Origin of the sequence: Sphingopyxis sp. (assembly GCF_034380315.1) — a bacterium.
Classification (GTDB): domain Bacteria; phylum Pseudomonadota; class Alphaproteobacteria; order Sphingomonadales; family Sphingomonadaceae; genus Sphingopyxis.
In genome coordinates, this window is the sequence record NZ_JAXMPB010000011.1 from 1 (window position 1) to 23587 (window position 23587).

At 62.4% G+C, this 23587-nt stretch carries 24 protein-coding genes; 4 read left to right on the forward strand and 20 right to left on the reverse strand.

What is annotated here, in order from left to right; genetic code table 11:
• Positions 1 to 124 precede the first annotated feature (124 nt).
• The 9 genes from U0S50_RS16370 to U0S50_RS16410 all read right to left on the reverse strand — a co-directional run bounded on the left by U0S50_RS16370 (position 125) and on the right by U0S50_RS16410 (position 4094).
• On the reverse strand, positions 125 to 562 hold the full coding sequence (locus U0S50_RS16370; RefSeq protein ID WP_322309747.1) for a VOC family protein: 438 nt from the start codon (positions 560 to 562) through the stop codon (positions 125 to 127).
• Between the two features lie 8 nt (positions 563 to 570).
• On the reverse strand, positions 571 to 1008 hold the full coding sequence (locus tag U0S50_RS16375) for a thioesterase family protein (protein WP_322309748.1): 438 nt from the start codon (positions 1006 to 1008) through the stop codon (positions 571 to 573).
• A 10-nt stretch (positions 1009 to 1018) separates the two neighbouring features.
• Positions 1019 to 1780 (reverse strand): alpha/beta hydrolase, encoded by a 762-nt coding sequence (locus tag U0S50_RS16380; RefSeq protein ID WP_322309837.1) that lies wholly within the window; start codon positions 1778 to 1780, stop codon positions 1019 to 1021.
• A 16-nt stretch (positions 1781 to 1796) separates the two neighbouring features.
• On the reverse strand, positions 1797 to 2051 hold the full coding sequence (locus U0S50_RS16385; RefSeq protein WP_322309749.1) for a DUF6356 family protein: 255 nt from the start codon (positions 2049 to 2051) through the stop codon (positions 1797 to 1799).
• 89 nt (positions 2052 to 2140) lie between these two features.
• Positions 2141 to 2332, reverse strand: a complete 192-nt coding sequence (locus U0S50_RS16390) for a helix-turn-helix transcriptional regulator (RefSeq protein ID WP_322309750.1) — start codon at positions 2330 to 2332, stop codon at positions 2141 to 2143.
• Positions 2329 to 2751 (reverse strand): hypothetical protein, encoded by a 423-nt coding sequence (locus tag U0S50_RS16395; protein WP_322309751.1) that lies wholly within the window; start codon positions 2749 to 2751, stop codon positions 2329 to 2331. Before U0S50_RS16395 ends, U0S50_RS16390 begins: the two co-directional genes overlap by 4 nt.
• Before the next feature lie 3 nt (positions 2752 to 2754).
• On the reverse strand, positions 2755 to 2937 hold the full coding sequence (locus tag U0S50_RS16400; protein WP_322309752.1) for a hypothetical protein: 183 nt from the start codon (positions 2935 to 2937) through the stop codon (positions 2755 to 2757).
• Positions 2938 to 3065: 128 nt separating this feature from the next.
• Positions 3066 to 3443, reverse strand: a complete 378-nt coding sequence (locus tag U0S50_RS16405; protein WP_322309753.1) for a VOC family protein — start codon at positions 3441 to 3443, stop codon at positions 3066 to 3068.
• A 240-nt stretch (positions 3444 to 3683) separates the two neighbouring features.
• The gene (locus U0S50_RS16410) at positions 3684 to 4094 is read right to left on the reverse strand and encodes a MerC domain-containing protein (protein WP_322309754.1); all 411 of its coding nucleotides are present in this window, start codon (positions 4092 to 4094) and stop codon (positions 3684 to 3686) included.
• A gap of 145 nt (positions 4095 to 4239) precedes the next feature.
• Between U0S50_RS16410 and thrS the strand changes: the two genes are divergently transcribed.
• From thrS to U0S50_RS16425, 3 genes are all read left to right on the forward strand, one after another.
• Positions 4240 to 6243, forward strand: coding sequence for a threonine--tRNA ligase (thrS, locus tag U0S50_RS16415; RefSeq protein WP_322309755.1), 2004 nt, complete (start codon positions 4240 to 4242; stop codon positions 6241 to 6243).
• On the forward strand, positions 6243 to 7097 hold the full coding sequence (locus U0S50_RS16420; protein WP_322309756.1) for a metallophosphoesterase: 855 nt from the start codon (positions 6243 to 6245) through the stop codon (positions 7095 to 7097). The genes thrS and U0S50_RS16420 overlap by 1 nt, the downstream gene beginning before the upstream one ends.
• Positions 7098 to 7239: 142 nt before the next feature.
• On the forward strand, positions 7240 to 8001 hold the full coding sequence (locus tag U0S50_RS16425) for a sulfite exporter TauE/SafE family protein (RefSeq protein WP_322309757.1): 762 nt from the start codon (positions 7240 to 7242) through the stop codon (positions 7999 to 8001).
• On the opposite strand, the gene U0S50_RS16430 is transcribed toward U0S50_RS16425, so the two are convergent.
• The gene (locus U0S50_RS16430) at positions 7998 to 10499 is read right to left on the reverse strand and encodes an ABC transporter permease (RefSeq protein WP_322309758.1); all 2502 of its coding nucleotides are present in this window, start codon (positions 10497 to 10499) and stop codon (positions 7998 to 8000) included. The two genes, U0S50_RS16425 and U0S50_RS16430, sit on opposite strands and share 4 nt — an antisense overlap.
• Positions 10500 to 10548: 49 nt before the next feature.
• The gene (locus U0S50_RS16435) at positions 10549 to 11247 is read right to left on the reverse strand and encodes an ABC transporter ATP-binding protein (RefSeq protein WP_322309759.1); all 699 of its coding nucleotides are present in this window, start codon (positions 11245 to 11247) and stop codon (positions 10549 to 10551) included.
• A gap of 17 nt (positions 11248 to 11264) precedes the next feature.
• Between U0S50_RS16435 and U0S50_RS16440 the strand changes: the two genes are divergently transcribed.
• The gene (locus U0S50_RS16440; RefSeq protein ID WP_322309760.1) at positions 11265 to 11981 is read left to right on the forward strand and encodes an arylesterase; all 717 of its coding nucleotides are present in this window, start codon (positions 11265 to 11267) and stop codon (positions 11979 to 11981) included.
• A 14-nt stretch (positions 11982 to 11995) separates the two neighbouring features.
• Here U0S50_RS16440 and U0S50_RS16445 read toward each other — a convergent pair whose 3' ends face one another.
• The 9 genes from U0S50_RS16445 to rlmN all read right to left on the reverse strand — a co-directional run bounded on the left by U0S50_RS16445 (position 11996) and on the right by rlmN (position 23541).
• A complete protein-coding gene (locus tag U0S50_RS16445) occupies positions 11996 to 14344 on the reverse strand; it encodes a hypothetical protein (RefSeq protein WP_322309761.1) in 2349 nt (782 codons plus the stop codon).
• 367 nt (positions 14345 to 14711) lie between these two features.
• Positions 14712 to 15149: a hypothetical protein gene (locus tag U0S50_RS16450; protein ID WP_322309762.1), complete on the reverse strand. Its 438-nt coding sequence runs from the start codon at positions 15147 to 15149 to the stop codon at positions 14712 to 14714.
• 237 nt (positions 15150 to 15386) lie between these two features.
• Positions 15387 to 18680 (reverse strand): TonB-dependent receptor, encoded by a 3294-nt coding sequence (locus U0S50_RS16455; protein WP_322309763.1) that lies wholly within the window; start codon positions 18678 to 18680, stop codon positions 15387 to 15389.
• Positions 18681 to 18761: 81 nt separating this feature from the next.
• Positions 18762 to 19817: a FecR family protein gene (locus U0S50_RS16460; protein ID WP_322309764.1), complete on the reverse strand. Its 1056-nt coding sequence runs from the start codon at positions 19815 to 19817 to the stop codon at positions 18762 to 18764.
• Positions 19814 to 20323 (reverse strand): RNA polymerase sigma factor, encoded by a 510-nt coding sequence (locus U0S50_RS16465; protein ID WP_322309765.1) that lies wholly within the window; start codon positions 20321 to 20323, stop codon positions 19814 to 19816. The genes U0S50_RS16460 and U0S50_RS16465 overlap by 4 nt, the downstream gene beginning before the upstream one ends.
• A gap of 144 nt (positions 20324 to 20467) precedes the next feature.
• Positions 20468 to 21115, reverse strand: a complete 648-nt coding sequence (locus U0S50_RS16470; protein ID WP_322309766.1) for an MOSC domain-containing protein — start codon at positions 21113 to 21115, stop codon at positions 20468 to 20470.
• Positions 21112 to 21441, reverse strand: coding sequence for a YnfA family protein (locus tag U0S50_RS16475; protein ID WP_322309767.1), 330 nt, complete (start codon positions 21439 to 21441; stop codon positions 21112 to 21114). The genes U0S50_RS16470 and U0S50_RS16475 overlap by 4 nt, the downstream gene beginning before the upstream one ends.
• A gap of 94 nt (positions 21442 to 21535) precedes the next feature.
• Positions 21536 to 21994: a hypothetical protein gene (locus tag U0S50_RS16480; protein WP_322309768.1), complete on the reverse strand. Its 459-nt coding sequence runs from the start codon at positions 21992 to 21994 to the stop codon at positions 21536 to 21538.
• 308 nt (positions 21995 to 22302) lie between these two features.
• On the reverse strand, positions 22303 to 23541 hold the full coding sequence (gene rlmN, locus U0S50_RS16485; protein WP_322309769.1) for a 23S rRNA (adenine(2503)-C(2))-methyltransferase RlmN: 1239 nt from the start codon (positions 23539 to 23541) through the stop codon (positions 22303 to 22305).
• Between the last annotated feature and the right edge of the window lie 46 nt (positions 23542 to 23587).

The following is a 23587-nucleotide window of genomic DNA, read 5'->3' on the forward strand; positions in this document are numbered from 1 at the left end:
TCGGAAAATACGGCTGAAGACGCGCCATCTGCTCGTCCGTCAGCCAATACAAATCACTCATCATTCAGGCTCCTCACCCCAAGCCTGAATCACAGCCGTCACCGCAAATCAATGGGTCCTGACCCTACCAGTTGCCGATGTTCGGCATCGATGCCCAGGGCTCCTGCGGCGGCAGATGCCCGTCCTGCAGAAGCTCGACCGAAATGCCATCGGGCGAGCGGACAAAGGCCATATGGCCATCGCGCGGCGGACGGTTGATCGTCACCCCCGCATCCATCAGCCTTTGACAGGTCGCATAGATATCGTCGACGCGATAGGCCAGATGCCCGAAGTTCCGCCCGCCGGCATAGGTTTCGCTCGCGCTGCCATCCTCGGGCGGCCAATTATAGGTCAATTCGACCTCGGCGATGCCATCCTGCCCGGGGCAGGCGAGAAAAATCAGCGTGAAACGTCCCTGTTCGCTGTCGAAACGGCGCACTTCTTCCAGCCCGATCAGGTTGAAAAAGGCGATGGTGGCATCCGGGTCGGTGACGCGGATCATGGTGTGAAGATATTTGGCCATGCCGCTATTTAGGAACGAAGGGCGCGTCCTTCAAATGCTTCGAACAGCGATATGAACGCATCGGGGGCGGGCGTCGGGGCGCCGCGAGCTTCGGCGACATGGACATTGATCAGCGTTCCTGCGGCGCGCAGCTCGTCGCGGTCGGCGCCATGCAGCTCGAATTCAAAGGTCATCGAGCTTCGCCCGACGCGCGAACAGCGGACGCAAATGTCGATTTCCTCATCCAGCAGGATCGGCGCCTTGTAATCGATTTCGGCCCGCGCAACGTGAAATTCGGGGCTGTCGCGATCGGGCCAGCGATCATAGACGCCGGCGGCGCGCCAATATTCGGTGATGCCAATGTCGAAATATTCGAGATAGCGGCTGTTGAACACCACGGCTTGGGCGTCGATCTCCGCATAACGGACGCGTTTGCGGACGGAAAAACGGAAATCGCTCCGGGCCATGTTTCTACCTTCAGTTCGGTTGGGTGATGAGGCGGGCGACGGTATCGATCAGCAGCGCGATGTCGCCGTCGCGCGACAGCCGATGGTCGCCCCCCTTGACCAAGGTGACTTGAACGTCGCCGCTCGTCAGCGCCGCCGCTAGCCGCAGGCTGATGTCGGGTGGCACGTCGTCGTCGTCCTGCCCGTGCAGCAGGCGGACGGGGCAGGAAACGGGAATGTCGGTATCGAGCAGGCGATTTGCTTCGCCTGACTGCCAGAACAGGCGCGTCGTGACATAGGGCTGGTCGCTATAGGGTGTTTCTTCGATCAACGCGCCTTCGGCCTGGATGATTGCCTTTTCTTCCGGTGTGAAACCCCATTGGGTGAAGTCCGGCGCCGCGGCGATGCCGACCAGGCCCGCCAGCCGCCGGGGTCCGTCGCGCTGGATCAGCGCCAACGCGGCCAGCAGCATCAACCAGCCGCCCAACGACGACCCGACGATCAGGACAGGGCCCTCGACCTTGGCGTCGATCAGATCAAGAATATCGCCGCACCAATCGGTCAGGCTTTGTTCGGTAAACAGCCCCTCCGAGGATCCGCAACCGGCGTAATCGAGCAACAGGCAGGCACGCCCCTCGGCGGCTGCCCATGCGAACAAGGCCGTCGCCTTCCCGCCTTCCATGTCCGACATGTATCCGGGCAGGAAGACGATCGTCGGCCCCGCACCTGCGATATGGCGATAAGCTAGGCGTGGTCGCCCGCTGCGGACCAGATGGTCGGGCGGGGAAAGCATGGTCACCGGCAGGGGCTCAGATCACCCAGTCGATGGTCTGCATCTGGGCGACCGCGCGGCCCTTGGCGCGGCGCTGTTCCACCATGATCTTGTTCAGCCGCTGGATCGTGTCGCTGCCGGTGGTGATGCACCAGCCCGGTACGACAGCGTGAACCAGCGCGCACAGCCCGCCCCAGATCATCGTTACGCCGAATTTTGACGCGACGCCGAAATGTTCGATGTAATTTTCATCAACGGTCTTCGGGTGATCGATGAATAGGCGTTTGAACATGGTAGGAATCCCCTATTTTCGGTTCGCTGCTGCCCTAGCCTTGGAGGTCACGGCCCGCAAGGGCCGCGGTCCCCGACATGTGCCATGCGTCAGTCCTTCAGGAATATCTCTTCGATGCTTAGGTCGAACAAATCCGCTATGCGAAAGGCCAGGGGAAGCGACGGGTCATATTTCCCCGTTTCGATCGCGTTGACGGACTGGCGCGATACCTGCAGCCGTTCGGCTAGATCGCCCTGGCTCCAGTCGCGTTCCGCGCGGAGTATTTTCAAGCGGTTCTTCACCAGCAGCTTCCGGCGGTGCCGACAGTCAGCTTGTTGTAAAGTGCGCCGACTCCAAGGCCAAGGAACCAGAAGAATGCCGCGCCGAATCCACCATCGCCGAAGGGGAGCAGGTGGAAATTCTGCAAAAACTGCCAGATCGTCATAACCGTCAGGCAGAAACCGGTCGCGACGAGACATTGCCGGACCAGCAGCATACGGATGAACTCGTCGGGTTCCTCGACGAGCAGGCGCATCACCGCCCAGAACACCCCGATGATAGGCAGCGCAGGCAGTACCGCGAGGGCATAGGCCAGCGCCCCCGACATGTTGCCATTTTTGAATAACCAGTTCGTGACGGGCAGCGCGACCAGATAGGCCGTCATGAGGACGACCAAGCGGACGACGTAGCGCTTGGTCGCCGGGCTCTTGTACATTGCCATGGACTAAACCTCACCCGATTGTTCGGTGCAGCGTCGGTTGAACGGACCTGCCGATACGAGGGCCGCGGGCGGAACGAAAAGGATAAGCGCAGCGGTGATTCCAGTGGCGGTCAATCCGTTCGCCTCCGCTAGGGCGATGCTGACCATCAACCCACCCCAAAACAGACCGTGAAAGATGCGCGGCATCAGTCAACCTCCCTTGCTAATTGGTAAAGGGTAATTGACTAAGTGGATGATCAAAGTCAAGCGTCATTTACATAGTGACAAGTGAGCCAGTCAATGGCGGCGACAGCTGAACTGCCACGGCGGATCGATTAACCCATATCCTCGCTGGGCCAGCCGACCCGGACCAGCGTTTCATCGGGATCGGACACGGCAAATTCATACATGCCCCACGGCTTGTGTGTCGGTGCCTTGATCGGACCGATGATGACGTCGCGCACTGATTCCGCCAGCGCATCGACATCATCGCTGTAAAGATAAAGGCCGAATGGGTTTTGATCGCGTTCGGGCCACGTCGGCTGTGTCTCGTCGGTCAGATGCAGATGCCATCCCTTGCGGTTGGACAACAGGCGATAACGACCATGGTCGGCGACCACGTCCAGTCCCAGCCGCGCGTAGAAGGCGGTGCTGGCGTCTAGGTCGCTGCATGGCAGGATCGCCGCGATATGATGGGGTGAGGGGACGGTCATTCCAGGGTCCTTTGATTCTCGGCGGCGTTGCGCTATCTAGCGGTCATGACGAACCGGTCGCCCATTTTTCTGACTAGCACCACCCGCTGTGGCCGGGTGGGTGTCGCCGTGCGCTGACCGCACGCTGCATTCTTCACCCGGGAACGGGTGAGGATGCGTCCGCTCTTCCGTTCGATCCCAAGGTCCGGGCGCGGAAAGGCAAAGATGAAACCTCTTCACGACCCGCCAGGGCTCGGCGCCCTAGCAACGCCCCGTTCGGACGCGCAGCCGCCAGTTGATCAGGTGTGCGCTCGCCAGCGCCAGCGCGCCGAGCGAACTCAGCCAGCGGTCGGCGACCTCTGGGTCGGAAACCGCCAGCCAGCCCTCGTGCGCCGCAAGCCCCAGTGCCAACAGTCCCAATCCTGCCGCGGCGATCAGCGGGGGTGCCGGGTGCCGATGGTCGCGCCATCCACCGGTCATCGCGATCAGCGCGGTAGGCATGGCGATCAGCAGCACAGCGGAGTGAACGCCGTCGGGAAGCGTCAACCATGGGCTCAGCGCTGGGGCGAACAGGATTGCCAGCGGCAGCGCAAGGCAATGGACCAGGCAGGTCAGCGACAGCGTAACGCCGGCCAGATCGGCGGCGCGAGCATGGGGGGAGGGGAGGCACATGAGCACGGCTTTCAGTCAGAATGCTCCGCGTACATAATGATACAAAGTATCATTGCAAGTCCTGCCGTCAATCGGCCCCTTGCCGCCCGTGCCATGCGCTGGCAAAGGGGCGCAGTTTTATTCCGCCAGAAAGGGCGTTTTTCCGATGTCTGAGATGATCCGCGTTACCCTTCCCGATGGCTCTGCCCGTGAAGTCGCGCGCGGCACTACGCCTGCCGAAATCGCTGCGGCGATCGGCCCCGGGCTGGCCAAGGCCGCGCTCGCCGCGAAAATCGACGGCGAAGTGCGCGACATCATGCGCCCGCTGGAAGCCGACACCAACCTTGCCCTCATCACCAGCCGCGATGAGGCCGACGCGCTCGAACTCGTTCGCCACGACTATGCCCATATCTTGGCCGAGGCGGTGCAGGCGCTGTGGCCGGGGACGCAGATCACCTTCGGGCCGGCGACCGACGACGGCTTTTATTACGACGTGAAGGCGCCCGACAGCCGCGATCCCTTTTCGATGGACGATCTGCCCGCGATCGAGGAAAAGATGCGCGAGATCATCCGTGCCGACAAGCCGCTGCGCCGCGAGGTCTGGAGCCGCGACGCGCTGATCGAAAAATGGGAAAAGGAAGGCGAGGTCTTCAAGGCCGAATGGGCTAAGGAGCTACCCGAAGGCGAGGATTTGACTGTCTATTGGTCGGGCGACGACTGGCTCGACATGTGCCGCGGCCCGCATCTGGCGAGCACCGGCAAGGTCGATCCCCAGGCGTTCAAGTTGATGCGCGTCGCGGGCGCCTATTGGCGCGGCGACCAGAAAAATGCCCAGCTCACGCGCATCTATGGCACCGGCTGGCTCAACAAGAAGCAGCTCGACGCGCATCTTCACAAGCTGGAGGAGGCCGCGAAGCGCGACCATCGCAAGCTTGGCCGCGAAATGGACCTGTTCCACCTGCAGGAGGAGGCGCATGGCAGCGTCTTCTGGCACCCCCACGGCTATATCGTCTGGCGCGAGCTGGAGGCTTATATGCGCCGCGCGATCGACGGCGCCGGCTATAAAGAGGTCAAGACGCCGCAGGTGATGGACGCACGCCAGTGGGAACAATCGGGGCACTGGGGCAAATATCGCGAGAATATGTTCGTTATCCCCGACGAGGTTCCGAACACCGAGGATGAAGGGCCGCTGGTATCGGATGCCGCCGAATGGATGGCACTGAAACCGATGAACTGCCCTGCGCATGTCCTGATCTTTCGCCAGGGGATCAAATCGTATCGCGACCTGCCACTGCGCATCTATGAAAACGGCTGCTGCCATCGCAACGAGCCGCACGGCGCGCTGCACGGTCTGATGCGCGTGCGCCAGTTCACGCAGGATGATGCGCATATTTTCTGCCGCGAAGATCAGATCGTCGACGAAGTGCAGCATTTTTGCGAGCTTGCCGACCGCATCTACAAGGACATGGGTTTCGAAGGCTATGCGATCAAGCTGGCGCTGCGTCCCGAAAAGCGCTTCGGGAGCGACGAGATGTGGGATCAGGCCGAAACCGAACTGCGCGATGCGGTGGCCCGCGCGGGGCTCGCGACCGAACAATATGGCTGGGAAGAGCTGCCGGGCGAAGGCGCCTTTTATGCGCCGAAACTCGAATGGCATCTCACCGACGCGATCGGTCGTACCTGGCAGGTCGGAACGATCCAGTCCGACCGTGTGCTGCCCGAGCGGCTTGATGCCTCCTATGTCGCCGAGGATGGCGAACGCCATCGCCCCGTGATGCTCCACCGGGCGATTTTCGGCAGCTATGAACGCTTCATCGGCATTTTGATCGAACATTTCGCCGGGCGTTTTCCGACTTGGCTTGCGCCGGTACAGGCGGTCGTCGCAACGATCGTTTCGGATGCCGATGATTATGCGAAGGATGCCGCGGCGCAGCTTGTCGCGGCGGGCATTCGCGTCGATAGCGACCTTCGGAACGAAAAGATCAACTACAAGGTGCGCGAGCACAGTCTGGCGAAAGTTCCCTATCTGCTCGTCGTCGGCAAGCGCGAGGCCGAGGAAGGCACCGTCGCGATCCGCACCTTGGGCCAGGATGGACAGCGGATCATGCCGCTCGCCGAGGCGATTGCGCTGCTCAAGGCTGAGGCGACCCCGCCGGATCTGCGCGCCTGATGGCGCAGCGGCGGCAGGGCAAGTGGCGCTGGTTCGCGCTGCTTGTCCTTCTGGGGCTGCTGCTGCTCGCCAGGGGCTATTGGAATGCGATGCGCGATCCGGTCGTTCGGACCGCGACGGTGGCGGTGGCGGACTGGCCCGCAGGCCAGCCGCCGCTGCGCGTTCTTCTGTTGTCCGACACCCATGTCGCGGGACCGGATATGCCGCCCGCTCGGCTGGCGCGGATCGTCGGAAGGCTCAACCGGTTGAAAGCCGATCTCGTCCTGATCGCCGGCGATCTGGTCAGCGAAAAGCGGCTTGCGACCCACATCTATTCCGCACGCGAAGTGGTGGCGCCGCTGGGCCGGTTGCGGGCTCCGCTTGGCGTCGTCGTCGCGCCCGGGAACCACGATCACTGGTTTGATCCGGTTGCGCTGCGTCGCGAGTTGGAAGGGCAGGGCATCCTTGTTCTCCAGAACCGGGCGGTGCGGTTGGGTCCGCTGATCGTCGGCGGCGTCGACGATGATTATTCGGGGCATGATGACGTGCCCGCCACCTTCGCCGCCATGGCGGCGCTGGGCCCCGGCGTTCCGGTGCTGCTCACCCATAGTCCCGATGTCGTCCCGGGGCTGCCGCGCCCGGTCGCGGCGGTCTTTGCCGGCCACACCCATTGCGGCCAGATCCGCCTCCCGATCATCGGGGCCATCAGCTATGTTTCGCGTTACGGTGATCGCTTCGCCTGCGGCGACATGAACGATCAGGGGCAGCGCGTCTTCGTCGGTGCCGGCCTCGGTACCAGCATCCTGCCGCTTCGCTATCTCACGCCGCCCGACGTGTGGGTCGTCACACTGGGACCGCGCGGAACGGCGCGATGACGGTGCCGGGAGCGCTTGCGACGTGCGCCGATGACCTCGTTCGGGCTGGGGCTAGCCCCGGCGGCGCCTCTACGGTATCGGCACGGTGGGCTTTCTGGGGGTATCACATGACCATAGCGCCGATGATCGTTCCGCCGCACGGATGACGGGACTGTCCAATCTTGTGGGCCTGGCGCCGCTCACCGTCGTCGGTGCGGCGGCCATGACCTTCGGTGCGGCCTATGTCCGCGGTCTCACCGGCTTTGGAATGGCGATCATTCTCGTACCGCTATTGGGGCTGATCATCCCTCCCGCCGAAGCGGTGGTGCTCGGCATTTTGCTGCAACTGCTGATCGGCCCGGTGGGGCTGCAAGTCATTCTGGCCGACGCGGATCGTTCGACGGCGGTGCCGATCGGACTGGTCGCGATGGCGACGACGCCGCTGGGGATGATCGCGCTGGAGACGGCGAGCCCCGATGTCGCGCGGCTGCTGATTACCCTCGTCGCGGTCGGTGCTTTTGCCGCGGTTCTTTTGCCGAAACAGCCCGAGGGACATCGCCCCGGCCGTGCAGCGATCGCCGGGACGGGCATCGCTTCAGGAGTGCTCACCGGATTTGCGGCGATGCCGGGGCCGCCGGTCGTGCCCTTTTATCTCCGGCGCTCGCTGGACCCGCGCGTGGCACGAGCGTCGATGATGCTGATTTTCTTCGCGACCGCGATCGCGGGAACGCTCGCGGCGCTGTGGGTCGGTATCGCGACATGGCGGCTGATGCTGCTGTCGTTGATCCTTTTTCTGCCGATGTGGCTTGGCAACCGACTGGGCGGACAGCATTTCGGCCGCGTCGCACCGCATGTCTGGCAGGCGATGGTTGCGGTGGTGCTTGGCATAGCGGCGGTTTCGGCGGTTATCCGAATCCTCAGCTAAAGGCTGCGCAGCGCACTGGCGGGCTTGGCTGACAGCAGCGGCCAGCTTCCCGCGATGCCGATCAGGAAGGACAGCCCCGCTCCGCCGATCAACGTCAGGCCGACGACCCATGGATCGGGTGCAAAGGCGAATTCGAACAGCTGCGTCACGACATACCAGGCGCCGGCGAGGCCAAGCCCCAATGCCAGCGCAGCAAGAATGGCGGCCAGCACCGCATATTCCATCCCCTGCGCGCCCAACACCTGGCCCCGCGTCGCGCCGAGCAGCTTCAGGATTACGCTGTCATAAACCCGCCGCTCGCGGCTTGCGGCGATCGCGCCGATCAGCACCGCGATACCCGCCAGGATGGCGATGCTTGCGGCGGCGGCGATTGCCTGGCTCATCTGGGTGAGGAGGCTCGTTACCTGCGACACGACATCGCGCACCGCGATCAGCGAGGCGGAGGGGAAGGCGCGGGGGATGCTACGGGAAAGAGCGGTTTCGGCGTCTTCGCCCACCGCGACGGTCGCGACCATATTGTGCGGTGCGGCGGCAAAGGTGCCGGGCGAAAAGACCATCGCATAGTTGAGCCCGAAATTGTCCCAGTCGATGGTGCGGAACGAAGCGACCTTTGCCTGCACTTCGACCCCCAGCACATTGACGCTCAGCGTGTCGCCGATTTCGAGGCTCAATGCGGCAGCGACCTGGTCATCGACGCTGACCAGCGGCGAACCACCATAGTCGGGCGCCCACCATTGGCCTTCGGTCAAGGTGCTGCCGTTCGGGACCCGGTCGCTATAGGTCAGGCCGCGGTCGCCGCGCAGCACCCACGCGCCTTCGGGCAGTTCGGCGAGTTCGTCGACGCGCTGGCCGCCGAATTCGGTGATCCGGCCGCGCAGCGCGGGGATCATGTTGATCTCGGCCCTGGCATCCGCCTGATGCACCATCGCGCGAAAGCGTGCGGCATCGTCGCGCGGTATGTCGAGGATGAAAAAGCTTGGCGCGCGTTGCGGCACCGTGCGGCTGATTTCGGCGGTGATGCTCGTCTGGATCGCGGCCAGGGTGACGAACAGGGTCAGCCCCAGGCCCAGCGCGACGACAAGGGCGCCGGTCGCCGAGCCTGGGCGATGGAGATTGGCAAGCGCGAGGCGCAGGAGCGGACGCTTTGGGCGCGGCAGGCGGCTTGCGATCCGTCCGACCAGCCAGCCGAGCGCAACGAGGATAAGGAGCAGCGCTGCCGCGGCGGCAATGAACCCAGCGGCGAACATCGGTTCGCGCGCAGTGCCGACCGCCAGCGCAACAATGGCGATCAGGGCCGTGGCCACTGCGGCGATCGTGCGCCGGTCGAGCCGTGCCGCGCCGCCGATCGCTGCCCGGTACAGACCGGCGGCAGGGACATGACGCGTGGCGGCGAGCGGAGGCAAAGCGAAGGCGATGGCGATGAGCAGGCCATAGGCGGCACTGACGCCCAGCGGCAGCGGATAAAGGGCAATCCCCGGCTTCACCGGCAGAACGTCGCCGGCGATCCAGCCGATTGCGGCAGGCGCGAGTGCTCCGACGACCAACCCGGCCAGGATCGCGACGCTCGCCACCGCCAGTATCTGCAAACCATAGATGCGGGCGACGGTCCCGCTGTCGGCGCCAAGCACTTTCAGCGTGGCCAGACCTGGGCGCTTTCCGGAAAGATAGCTTGCGACGCCGTTGCCCACCCCGATCCCTGCGATCACCAGCGCCGCGAGGCCGACGAGCGACAGAAACTGTCCCATGCGTTCGATAAAGCGCCGGGTGCCCGGCGCGCCGTTACCTGCATCGGTGATGTCCCAGCCGGCGCCGGGAAATTCCGTGGTCAGCGTCTTGCCGACGGCCTCCGGATCGGCGCCGCTGGGCAGGCGCAGGCGATATTTGCTTTCGTAAAGGCTGCCGGGCTGGATCAGTCCGGTTGCGGGTAGATCGGACAGGCCGATGATCGCGACGGGCCCCAGGGTAAAGCCTTCGCCCAGCCGGTCGGGTTCGTCGGCGATGATGCCGTCGATGACAAAGCTCTTGTCGCCGAATTTCACCCGGTCGGCGGGGCCAAGGTCAAGCCGCGAGGCAAGGTCTGCGCCGATCCATATGCGGCCCGTCGGCGGAGGGCCGCGGCGTATGCCGCTGGCCAATTGCAAGTCGCCATAAAGCGGGTAAGCGCCGTCCACCGCCTTCAGTTCGGACAGCAGCGCCTCGCCGTCGGGGGCATTGGCCATGGCGCGCATCCGCACCGTGGCCGATGCGGCGCCCTCGCGACGAAATGCGGCCATTTCGGCTGCGGTCGCCTCGCGCTGCGGCAGGCTGAATTCGATGTCGCCGCCAAGGATCGTCTGACCGCGCGTTTCAAGCTCGGCGGTGATGCCGCGGGTCAGGCTGCCGATCGCGGCGAGTGTCGCGACGCCCAGAAACAGGCAGACCGCGAGCAGGCGAAGGCCGCGGATCCGCGTGGCAAGGTCGCGGCGGGCGATGCGCCAAAGCGTGGCAAGAGGCAGCATCAAATCCTCCCGCCGCGAAGCGGTGGGGAGGGGGCAATTGTCTGCCCGCTCACGCCCGTTCCTCGATCCGGCCGTCGTGCATCACGACGACGCGGTCGCAATGGTCGGCAAGTTCGGGGTCGTGGGTAATGATCAACAGCGTCGCGCCCAGTGCCGCGCGCCGCGCGAAGATCAGGTCGATGATCGCTTGCCCGGTCGCGGTGTCGAGATTGCCCGTCGGCTCGTCGGCAAAGATGATCGCGGGTTCGCTCGCCATGGCGCGGGCGATCGCGACGCGCTGCTGCTCGCCGCCCGATAGCTGCGCCGGATAATGGGTCAGGCGGTGACCAAGCCCGACCGCTTCCAGTTCGGCGGCGGCGCGCCCGAACGGGTCGGCGATCCCAGCCAGCTCCAGCGGCACCGCGACATTTTCGAGTGCGGTCATGGTCGGAAGCAGGTGAAAGGCCTGGAGGACGATGCCGATGCGGCCGCGCCGCGCGCGCGCCAGCGCATCCTCGTCCATCGCCCCGAAATCAAGGCCGGCGACGCGGATGCGCCCCGCATTGGCGCGCTCCAGCCCCGCGAGCACCGCCATCAGCGAGCTTTTCCCCGATCCCGAGGGGCCGAGCAGCGCCACCGAACTGCCCGCCGCGACCTCCAGATCGACGCCGCGCAAAATTTCGACGGGGGCCTTGTCGGTGCCCAGGGTCAGCGTCACATTATGGGCGGCGATCGCCAAATCTGGCGCCGAAACGACTGCGTCGGTCAAGAAAGGACCCTTTGGAAATGAGAACGGCCGGATGGCGCTCTTTCGCTGTATATGGTTTTGCCATTGCGCTTTGCCAACCGCTCGTCGGCTGCGGCTCGGCAGAGGCGCCATCGGGATCGACGAACGACAAGGAAGCGATCACGAAGGCGGCGACCGCGGTTCCGGACGATGCGCCGCTTGTGATCGCTTTCGGCGACAGCCTGTATGCGGGCTATCAACTGGGGCCGAAGGAAGGGCTTGCGCCGCAACTTCAGTCCGCGCTGCTTGCTGACGGCGTCGCCGCGCGGGTGCAGAATGCCGGGGTGTCGGGCGATACCACCGCCGCCGGTCGCCAGCGCCTCGCCTATGTGCTCGACAATGCAAGGACAAAGCCTGCGCTTGTCCTGCTGGGTCTTGGCGGCAATGACATGCTGCGCGGTATCGGCCCTGACCAGACGCGCGCCAATCTCGATGCGATGCTCGCCGAGCTCAAGGGGCGCGACATTCCGGTGCTGCTGACCGGCATGATGGCCGCGCCCAATCTGGGCAGCGACTATGCGGGGAAATTCAATCCCATCTATCCCGATCTTGCGGGTAAATATGGCGTCAGCTTTTACCCCTTTCTGCTCGACGATGTGATTACCGACAAATCCTTGATGCTCGGTGACAATCTTCATCCGAATGCAAAGGGAGTGACTGTCGTGGCCGAAGCGCTGGCGCCGCTGGTCGAAGAGGCCCTGCCCGATCGGGGGTAGGAAGCGGCCGCATCTTAAAAGCGCTTGCGGACGCTCAACTTAACCGTGCGCCCCACCGGATCGATCTCGTCGCGGCTGTAGCCCGCAGGGGTGCTGCCATCGTCGCGCGTTACCCGGCGATAACCGTTGAAGAGATTTTGAATGTCGAGCGAGAGTTTGAACCCTTTGACTCCCGTCCGTCCGTCCGCCTTGCCAGGCAAGCGGTCCGGTTCGGCAAAAAGCGACAGGTTGAACAGCATCGGCGGTGCGAGCCGGAAATTGTTCATTCCCGCCGAAAGGTTCGCTGGATCGCTCCAGTTCCCGTTGAGCGTCGCGCCGATGCCCCGTTTGCCTGCGGTGATCTGGACCGAGACGCTGTGGCGCGATTGCCCACTACCGGCCAGCAGATTGGTGGCGGAAAGGTCGCGATGGGTCAGCAACTCGCTCTTCAGTCGCATGCGATGATTGACCGATATGCTGAATTGCAAGGGATCGACCGCGACGGTGCCGCGTGCCGGGCGCTGATTTTCGCCCAGACGCAATGCCAGGCCGCTCGACAGGGTGGCATCGGTGTTGCGGGCGATGTTTATCGCACGGGCGTCGACCGCGACCAGCCGTCCTTCCGCGTTGCGCGTGATGCGTTCGGGAAAGGCCGTCTCGATCGCGGGTGTCAGTTCAGGAAAGGACGCCAGGCCGCCCTTCGCGATGGTCCGATTGTACCCGAAACTGAGCGTCAGCCGCTGATCGCCCAGCAGGCGCAGCGTTGCGTTGAGCGACAGGCTTTGCCGAGTGCCGCGTTTCAGGTCGGGGTTTCCGCCGGTGACCCAGATCGTTTCGGCGATCTCTTGGCGCGCATAGTCGAAGACGCGATGGACCGTGGTTACGATCGGTGCGTCAAGCTGCTCGAACGAAGGGGCATTTTCCGCCAGGTCGATCGACCCTCGAAACTGGACGGCGGGTTGCGGTGACCAGATCACGGTGCTTCCAAAACCTTTTTGCGGTCGGTCGCGCTCCATCGTCTGCGCCTTCGCGGTCAGGTCGATGGAAAGGTCGCCGAGCCAGCCGGTCGCCGCCTCGCCGCTGCGTGAGATGGGCACGCTGACCGACATCTGGCCGCTGGATTGGCTGCGCGTGATCGTGTCGGCCGTGATCTCATCCCCCGATGCATTGCGTTGCCGGCGTCGCGAACTGTTGCGAGCGGTATTGGCGGTCAGGTTCCATGTCAGCGGTCCCGCGGGCAGATCGATGAGCGTTTTGCGTATGTTGATTCGGCCGCTCAGATTGTCGCTGATTGTCCGGTTACGGGTGGCGATCATCAGCCCCTCGTTCCATCGGCCAAAGGGATTGAAACTCGGATCGGCAGCATTGATCAGCTGCTGTACCCGCGCGGTGTCGATCCCGGTTTCGAAAAGATTGTGCGAGCGATTGTGCGAATAACTCGCGGCCAGACTGGCCTGCCATCCGCCGATGGTTCCGTTGAGGGTCAGCGAGGCGCCGAATGAAGTGGAATCGTTATCGATGCGCAGAGGCCGGTTGCCTGCAAAAGGACGTGTCAGGATGACATCGTTGGAAAAGGGGGACCAGGGATGACTGGCGGGAAGGACGACCGACGCCATCGGCAGCCCTCGTTTGCCGGCGCTGCTGCTGTGGCTTGCGTTGAGGTTCAGCGCGGCCGAAAAGTCGCCGATCGGGCGCGTGATGCCCAGATTGAATCCGGCGTTGCGCCGCGCGGATCGCAGCGTTTCGAAGCGATCCGGGTCGACGGGGTGCAGCGCGTCAGCGGCTGCGGCAAAGTGATGAAGGCTGGGTGCAGCTGTCAGCGCGCCCGGCGGAATGGCGGCGGCGTTCACCGGTCGCCCGGTCGCTGCGCTCAACGCGGGATCGATTTCTCCGCCGCCCGGTGCTGCAATGAAACCGACCTCGTCGAACACGCCGCTCCGCGGGGGAAGGTCGCGCGCGCTCTTCTTCAGGGCGCTCTCAGAACCAATCCGTGCCTGCGCGTTCCAGCGCGTGTCGCCGCTGATTGCGGTGCGCATGGCCGACAGGGTGCCGCCGAACTGACCACCAGCCGTCGCGAACTCAATCCGGGCGTCGGCGTTAAGCATCGAAAAATTCTTCTTGAGCACCAGGTTGACGACCCGTTTGCCCGCCGGTTCGCCATATATTGCCGCCGCTTCGGGTTTCAGCACCGCGAGCCGGTCGAGCGCTTCGGGAGGGTAGAAAAGGATTGATCTGTCGAACCCTGCGGGTTTGCCGTTGATCAGGATGACGGGTTCTTCGCCGCTGCCGTCGATGAAGGGCGCGAGGCGCGCGAACAGGTCCTGGATGTTGTCGGTACCCTGCGCTGCGATCTCGTCCTCGCCGAATTCGCTTTCGGCGGCCACCTTAGCTTCGCCATAACGACCCGCGGTGACTACGATATCTTCGTTCGACGCAAGATCGCCGGAGGGAGCTGTCTGTTGCGAAACCGCCCCCTGCTTTCCCGTTTGCGCTCTGGCGACCGGATGGGGGGCCATAGCCAGCACAAAGGACAGTATCGCGGGGAGACGGGCCGGGGTCATCGCAGTGCACGCACGCTTTCCTGTCGAAGCACCCATTTATCCGCGTCGGCGTTCATGCATGAGCGATCAAAGCCATTCGCCTTAAAACGCTTCAAGAAAATAGGTGAAACCGAATTCGAGCCGCGAAAGGCAATGCCGCGGCCCGGAGAAGGCCGCGGCACAACTTCAGGTCATCCGTGCAGGACCAGGATCAGGAAACCGAGCCATCGATGGTGCAGTCGCCCGTACCGGCATCGACCTCTTCAAGGATATCATTGATGGTGATGACCCCGCCACTGATGGTGCCAGTAAGGTTGCCACGGCAATCGCCCGCCGTGATGGTGGTGTCGGCGAAGACATCATTCACCTGGAAGGCTCCTCCGCCCTGGGTAATGCTGTGCGGTACGTTGGGGAACTGCACCGTCGCGCAAAGCCCAAGTGTGCCACCCGTAAGCGACATAGACGTGACCTGAGTCGATGTCGAAGGCGACGAACCGTTGAGACCTATCGTCGCGGTGCAGGTCAGCAGGGGGCCGGTACCCTTCTGTACCGTCACTGTTCCCGATACAGTGGACTGTGCCATTGCGACTGCGGGGGTGAGGCTGAAAAAAGCAGCGGCTGCTGCAATAAAAGGAATATTCTTCATCATTGTTCAGCTCCTCTTTACTTTTTCATTAAAATTGATCACTTGAAGGCTAATTTCTTATGATCATGACATGGCTGGTTAATTAAATTTGTTTATACTTTTCGATCCTTTCTAAATATATTTAAACAACTAAATTTGTAATTCAATTAGCTATAGATTATTTTATAATAAATTCATATCTAATATAGATAAATTAAATAATTCCCTGTTAATGCATTAGCTATTTATTGCTATCCCATGCTAAAATTTCTTGGATGCGCTGAATCCGACTATCCTTGGGTCCAGCGTGAATATGTTTGCGCTCAAGCCTGTGTCATCGGCATTGGTGAAGAAGTCGGTGATGGGGGCGTCGTTGAACACATTCTTGACGTAGAGTTGAAAGGTCAGGTCTGAATCGGGTCGCGCTAGTGTCACTGCCATGTTGACATTGTCCCACGCTTTCAGTCGATCATACTTGGTATTGTAGACTCGCGCGAAACTGCTCGACTGACGATAATAATCGCCGCGCAACGTGAGCTCCCATGCGTCAAGGAAGAAGGTGTATTGCGCCCCCACGTTGATGGTCATCCGGGGTGAGTTCGGCAGTTCATTGCCTGACAGATCTGCATCAAAGCCGCGTCCGCCATTGGGTGCGCCGCTTCCACCTTGATTGATGTTAAGGCCGATGGTGTCGGGGTTGTACGGCGCCAATGGATTATAGGTGAATCCATAGAAATTGTTGAGCGCCAAGCCACTTGGAAAGCTCGGATCATAGGAGCCAACGCGGTTCGATTCGGCGCAGAGTCCTGACAGGGCAAGCTGCTGAAGTGCGGGGAGGCCGCGCAATATGCGTTCGACAAGAACTCGGGGCGCGATGCAGTTCGATGGCGCCTGAAGCCAGGGCCGGACCACCATCCAGTCCGGATTCCCCTGCGTGCGGTTCATCACGTCGATCGATTTCTCGCCGTCCTTCAGGCGCGTCTTGAGCAGGCCGAGGTTGCCATCGATGCGGAAGGCGCGTGACGGGCGCCAAGCCGCCTCGAACTCCAGGCCCATGCTGGTGGCGTCGAAATTCTCGTTGAACGCGATCCGGTCAACGATCTGCGAAATCTGGTAATCTTTATAGTCATAATAGAATGCTGTGGCGTTCAGCGTGAAGCGCCCGCCTGCAAAGCTGTTCTTCGTGCCGATTTCGAAAGCATTGAGATACTCCGGCGCAAACTTTGTCGCTAGGGGCTGATATCGGACGATCGCCGGATTGAGATCCACCCGCGGAGGGTTGGTCCCGCCCCCTTTGTATCCGCGCGATGCGGAGGCGTAGATCAGTGTGTCGTCGGTGAAGCTCAGGGTGGGTTTCCAGTCGAGCACCAGGCGCCCGGTGAATTCGCTCCATTCCTGCTCGATATCGGGCTGTGCCGGATAGCCGCTGTTTACACGTCCGCCCGTATTCTGGCCGGGGCGGAGTGTTGCCGTGCCACCTCCCAGCAGCAGCTGGCTGGGAACCTGTGTCGAAGTCTTCTTGTCCCGCGTGTAGCGTAGGCCCGCGGTCAGTTTCAGGCTGTCCGTCACGCTCCAGTATAGCTCGCCAAAAGTTGCCCATGACTTGGTGATAATGCCATTTTGGCTTAGAAAATAGTTATGCCCCTTATTGTTGATGCTGCCAATAGGATTGGGATCTACGTAAATACACTCTTTCGATTCGTCTCCGAGTTCACATGAACGCTTTACAGGATTTCCGTTCACGTTGGTCGCATTGTAAAACCATTCAGCAAGAAGCGAGAATGTATTGTTGAATACGTAATAATTGTCCTGGGATTTGAAATCGAGATAATTCACGCCAATATTGAAATTCACCGGACCGTTGAATTCCGATTGCAAGCGAAACTCCTGTGTCCATTGACGGCTGGCCGATTGACTTAAATCTGCCGACAAGAGCCGGTCGGAGCACCCCAGCTGCGGATCGCAAAATTGGCCGCCTGGGGTGGCCCCAGGATATAGTGCCGAATTAATAAGTTGATTTCGTGTATTTAGTAAAGGCTGAGTGGAACTGTTGAAAATAGGCGCCGAAACGAAGCGATTGTAGTCCTGAGACGAATAAAATCGATCGCGTGCATAGCCGGTCTGCGACACCAGTTTGAGGCCGTCCGATGGCTCGAATTCCAGGTTAAGCTGCACCACATCATTTTTTGCGCGGAACACCGGGTCATAGCTTGTGGCGATTTCTCGCAGATCACGCGACTGGACGACGCCGGCGAAAGGATCGACCCCTGGATCGACGGCGAACACAGTTGCCCTAGTAACGGGATTCCTGCCGAGGGTGATGGAGGTTGGTAGCAGGACATAGGTCAGCGAGTTGCCATTGGGCGCGCCGAAGGCAGCGTCATCATATAGCGACCCCGGCAGGCAGCCTTGGCTCAAGCGCCCGCGCGTGTAAGGATCGGTCACCGCGATATTGCCTACCATCGTCGGCCCCGGATCGCGCGTGCAAAGCTGTTTGCCGGTACGTGAGCGGTTATCGTCTTCCTCGAAATGTTGCCAGATCACGTTGGCGCGGAACCGGTCACTGGGTTCCCACGCCAGCGTTGCGCGCGTCGACCACAGGTTGCGGCCATTAACGCGCCGCTGCGTGAAGCTATTGTAGTCATACCCTTCGCGGCTGGTCCAAGCACCCGCCAGACGAACGCCAAGCGTGTCGGTGATCGGCACGTTGAGCATCCCGCTCGCGCGCATCGTTTCGAAGCTTCCAACTTCAAGTTTGACTTCGCCAGCCAAATCATCGGTGGGCAGCGCGGGGATCATGTTAACCACGCCTGCCGTCGCGTTACGACCATAGAGCGTGCCTTGCGGTCCGCGCAGCACTTCCACACGCTGAAGGTCGAAAAATTCCTGTTCGAATAGTCGGTTGCGTACCAGGGGCGTGTTGTTGAAGCTCACCGCCACGGCGGGGTCACTCGACGCTGAAATCGCCTTGGTCCCGATTCCGCGAATTGAGATATTGTACATGCTGAAATTGCTTTTCGAGAAATTGACGTTCGGAACGGCACGCAGCAGTTCCGACCCGCCCTCGATCTTGCGATCGTCCAGCGCGTCCGCCGACAGTGCCGTCATCGCGATCGGCACGTCGATGATCTTCTCTTCCTTCTTCTGCGCCGTCACGATGATCTCAGCGTCGTCCCGAATCTCGGTCGACGCCGCAACCGCAGAAGAAGCAACGGCGTCGTTGACGGTCGTTGCGACGGGCATTGCCGCGGGGGAGATCACATAGATGTTGCCGTCGCGGCGATAGCTGAGACCGGTTCCGCGCAGCAGGCTTTTCAAGGCGGCGTCGGGGGCGGCGCGATCGCGATAGCCTGCGCTGCGCTTGCCGCGCATCGCCTTCCCGTCGAAAATGACCTGAAGACCCGAAGTACGCGCAAAGGCACGCAAGGCGCCGCCAAGGTCCTGGGCCGGAATGTCGAAATTATAGGCCTGATGGGCATGGGCCGGCGTTGGTGCGATACTGGCAACAATGGCGCCAGTGGCAAGGCCCATAAGCAGATACGGCCGAAGCGACATATACTCTCCCCTGTTGATGAGGGGTGAGTTATTTTCCCCCTCTTATGAATTGAGACGCAGGACCATCTGTTTTGCGCCCAACTATTTTTGGGGAAAGGAAGAATCGGTGCTGACCAGCACGATTTTCCCGTTTGCGCGGCGGGCGGCGAGCGGGAACAGCGAGGTGACGCCCTTGACGAAGCTGCCGGGGTCGCCGGCATCGAAAACGCCGTTGACCAGATGGTCGCCCGCCGCCGCGTCACCCAGTGCGATGGGCGTGTCGGCATAGCGGTTGATCCGTTCGATCGCGCTTTCCAGCGGCTCGTCGACGAAGTCGAGCCGTCCGCCCTCCCAGGACAGCGATCGGCCGACCTCGGCGTGGACGACCTTGGTTGCTCCCGACGACAGGTCGGCGACCAGTTCCTGTCCCGGTGTGAGTTGCCGCCCGGGGGTGCCCGCTGCCTCGGGGGAAGCAATCGCGCGCGACGAGGGCTGGGGAATCACCGCTACCGCGCCTTCATAAAGCAGCACCCGCATCTCGTCGTGGAGCAATTCCACGCTGAACGCGGTGCCTGTGGCGACCACCGCTCGCTTGCCCGCGGTGACGGTAAAGGGACGCAGCGGATCCTTCGCCACCTCGAACTTCGCGCGGCCGCGATCGAGGATCAGCGATCGGCGATCGCCCGAATAGGCGACTGAAACCTGGCTGGAGGCGTCGAGCGAGATACGCGACCCATCGTCGAGCCGGACGACCCTGCGCTCTCCGATGCCCGTGTCATAGACATCGGGTCCGCCCGATACGGACCAGACACCACCGACCACCAGTATCAGCGCAGCGGCGGTGGCCCATGCGCCAGCGTGCCAGCGTCCGCCGTGGGCGACGGGTTCCGGGTCGTTCCGGGCGCGGGCATTTTCCATCGTGGTCAACGCCTTGGCCCGCAGCGACAGGAAACCGGGCATCTCGGCGATGGTGTCGGTCCCTTTCCACACCGCGACCATGTCATCGAACAGGTGCTGGTGCCGGGTGTCGGCCCTCACCCACGCGTCAAAGGCTTTCTGTTCATCTTCGCTGAGCGAGCGGTCGGCGATGCGCCAGCACCATTCGGCGGCTTCTTCTTCCATCGCGTGCGGGATGCGGTCGCCGCCGCCGGAGGTCATGCCCGACCTCCCATGCGACGGGCCAGGAACATCAGGGCACGGGAAATATGTTTTTCAACGGTACGCACATTATATCCGAAATTGTCCGCGATGGTCTGTTTCTGGATATTCTCAACGCGGTAGAGGATGAAAATCTGTTGGGTCGGTTCGGGGAGAGCCTGAATCGCGGCCCACAGAATGCCTATGGTTTCGCGCGCCGCAGCGACGCGGTGCGGATCGAGTATGTCGATATGGATCCCATCTTCCTGTTCGACCGACTGTCGATACGCCGTGCGCACCCGGTCACGGCGCGCGCGGTCGCGCAGCAGGTTCGTGGCGATGCGAAAGACGAATGCGTCGGTCGAATCGAGGGCCCCGATCTGCGATTGAGCGAGCCGGACGAACACTTCCTGTGTCAGATCCTCGGCCTCTGCGTGGCTGGCCACCCTTCGCGAGAAAAAGGCAACCAGTGCAGGCCGGAATTTCCGGGTCATTCTTTCAAGGTCAGGGACAGCTTCGGCCGTCACTCATCCTCCCATTCATGCTGCTCCTGATAACAAGACGCACATATAGGATGTTTGCGCCCCAAAATCTGCTGATTTGAACAAGGGCGCGCGCGTCATCGCGGTCCGGTTCGGCGCTGCGGCGCGAAACCGGGGGCGGGGCAGGGGTCAGTCAAGCAGTTTTCGGGCGCGCGCACGCCAGTTGCCGGCGAGCGTTTCCATGTCGGCCAGCGCGCGCAGGGCGTCTGGTTCGCGCTTGCCGCCGCCCGCGATCAGCAGGGCAAAGACGCGCGCGACGCTCCAGTCGGGGAGGGGGCGTTCGACGAGGGTCAGCGTGTCTTCCGCCGCGACGATGCCTTCCTCGATCACGCGGTAATACCATCCGCCGCGGCCGGTCTTGACGACGGTGGCCGGCACGGTCGCGATGCCGAACCGATGCCCCAGCTTCCAGCATGGCTGGCGCCCCTGGCTGATTTCAACCAGCGCGCTTCCCATCCGGTATCGGTCGCCGATACAGGCCGCATCCTCGACAAGGCCCCGCGTCGATATATTCTCGCCAAAGGCGCCTGCCTCGGCCAGCAGGGGATGGTCGCCGAATGTTTCGGTCCAGAAGGGATAATGGTCGCGCGGATAGTGGTGGACGGCCTTGTTCGGGCCGCCATGGACCGACAGATCGCCCTGCTCGTCGCCCGCGATTCCCAGAAAGCCGACATGGCGGGCCCCCGTTTCGACTCGCTTTGCGATCGCGCTTTTCTCGCCCTTGTCGCCGAAAGGCCGCGCTTTGCCCGTAAGAACGGCCTCGATCTTGTAGCTCATGCGATATCGCCCCGTGGACCCAGCAGAATGATCGCGGCGCCGCCCAGGCAGACGGCTGCGCCGACCAGGTCCCAGCGATCGGGGCGGGCGCCTTCGAACGCCCATAGCCACAACAGGGCGGCGACGATATAGATTCCGCCATAGGCGGCATAGGCGCGGCCCGCGTGGCTGGTGTCGACCAGCGTGAGAAGATAGGCAAAGAGCGCGAGCGAGATCAGTCCGGGGACGGCGAGCCACCACGGCTTGCCAAGCCGCAGCCAAGCCCAGAAGGCAAAGCAGCCCGCAATTTCGGCAAGCGCGGCAAAGATATAAACGAGGGCGGTCATCGGAGGAAGGATGGCGCGCGTGGCGCTGCTGCGCAAATGAAAAGGGGCGACCCGCCGGGCCGCCCCTTTCCTGTTTTCGTCGCTGTCCGAAAGATCAGAAAGCGAAGCCGATGCCGGCTGCGATCGTGTCGAAATCACCGAAGTTGTTGATGAACTGGTGACGATATTCGACCTTGCCGTAAACATTCTTGCCGAACTTGTGCTGGTAGCCAGCGCCGACATAGGGATCGTCGATGTCGCCGAAGGTGTAACCGGCGTTGGCATACAGCTTGCCATTTTCACCGATCTTCGCACCCACGCGGCCACCGGCCGAGAACTGGACGTTCGCACCGTCGACGAGCACCTTGTCGCCGGCGATTTCGGCGCCGATGAAGGTGTTGGTGCCGAGGTCATAGTCGTAGCCTGCGGCAACGCCAGCGGTGGCTTCGTCGGCGCCATTGCCCCAGATGTAGCCGCCGCGCACTTCGACGCGGGCTTCACCGCCGTCAGCGGCGAGGGCGGGGGTGGCGATGGTGGCCGAGAGGAGAGCGGCGGCAACTGCGAACTTCTTCATTTTCTTTTCCTTTGCTTCATTCGGGTCACGCCCTTTGGGTCGCGACCTGGGCCCTAAATGGCGTTCGCGGCTGTCGCTTCAATGAATGGATCATTCAGATTGTGACAATTTTCTTACCTGTGTTGTTTTTGCAACACAGCATAGGTATGCGCCGCGCTTGACAGGTCGGCGGGTGCCCTTTGGGGGCGATATGCGGCCCGTGACGGGAACGCTGCGACCGACGCCCGCGCCCCCTGGGCAGAGCGGTCGGTATGGCGCGCAGTGGCGCGGCGCCGGGTACGGATGAAGCGGATTGACCGGCGGCGCGCTTAGCCCAGCGCGGCCTGCTTTTCCTCGGCGATACGGTCCAGCTCGGCGCGGCTCGGCTTGGTGGCGGCGCTTTTCAACTGACCGCAGGCGGCCATGATATCGCGTCCGCGCGGGGTGCGGATCGGCGCCGAAATGCCATGTTCAAAGATGATGTTGCTGAACGCGCGCACCCGTTCGGGCGACGAACATTCATAGATCGCGCCGGGCCAGGGGTTGAAGGGGATCAGATTGACCTTGGCGGGCAGCCTATACTGCTTGATCAGGCGGACCAGCTCGCGCGCGTCGGCGTCGCTGTCATTCTTGTCCTTCAGCATCACATATTCGAAGGTGATGCGCCGCGCATTGTTGGCGCCGGGATAATCGGCGCAGGCCTGGAGCAGTTCCTCGATGCCATATTTGCGGTTCAGCGGGACGATCTCGTCGCGGATCTCTTTCGACACCGCGTGCAGCGAGACGGCGAGGTTGACGCCGATTTCCTCGCCCGCGCGCGCCATCATCGGCACCACGCCGCTGGTCGACAGGGTGATGCGCCGCTTCGACAGCGCCAGTCCGTCGCCGTCCATCACGATCTTCAGCGCGCCCTTGACCTCGTCGAAATTATAGAGCGGCTCGCCCATCCCCATCATCACGATGTTGGTCAGCATGCGGCCGTCGGCGGTATAATGGCCCGCCTCGTCATCCTCGTCGTCGGCATCGGCGGCCGATGCCATCGTGCCCTTTGGCCATTCGCCGAGCGCATCGCGCGCCAGCAGCACCTGTCCGACAATCTCGCCCGCCGTCAGGTTGCGGACGAGTCGCATCGTGCCGGTGTGACAGAAACGGCAATTCAGCGTGCAGCCGACCTGGCTCGACACGCACAAGGTTCCCCGGTCGGCGTCGGGGATGAAGACCATTTCATATTCCTGGCCATCGGCGGCGGCGAGCAACCATTTGCGGGTGCCGTCGTTCGACACCTGCGCGGTCACGACGGTCGGGCGGCCGACGATGAACCGCTCGGTCAGCCACGGGCGCATCGTCTTGGCGATGTCGGTCATGGCGTCGAAATCGGTGACGCCGCGGTGATAGATCCAGTGCCAGATCTGCTTTGAACGCAGCTTCGCCGCCTTGGCGTCGAGCCCCGCCTCTTCCAGCGCGGCGCGAATGCCGTCGCGGGTCAGGCCGACAAGGTCGGTGCGGTTGCCGCCGCGCAGGGGCACGGTGCCGGTCGTAACCGGGTCGATATGGCCGGGGATCTGCATGATGGGCGGCCCTATAGTCGCGAAGCGGCAAAAGCGCAATTGGCGC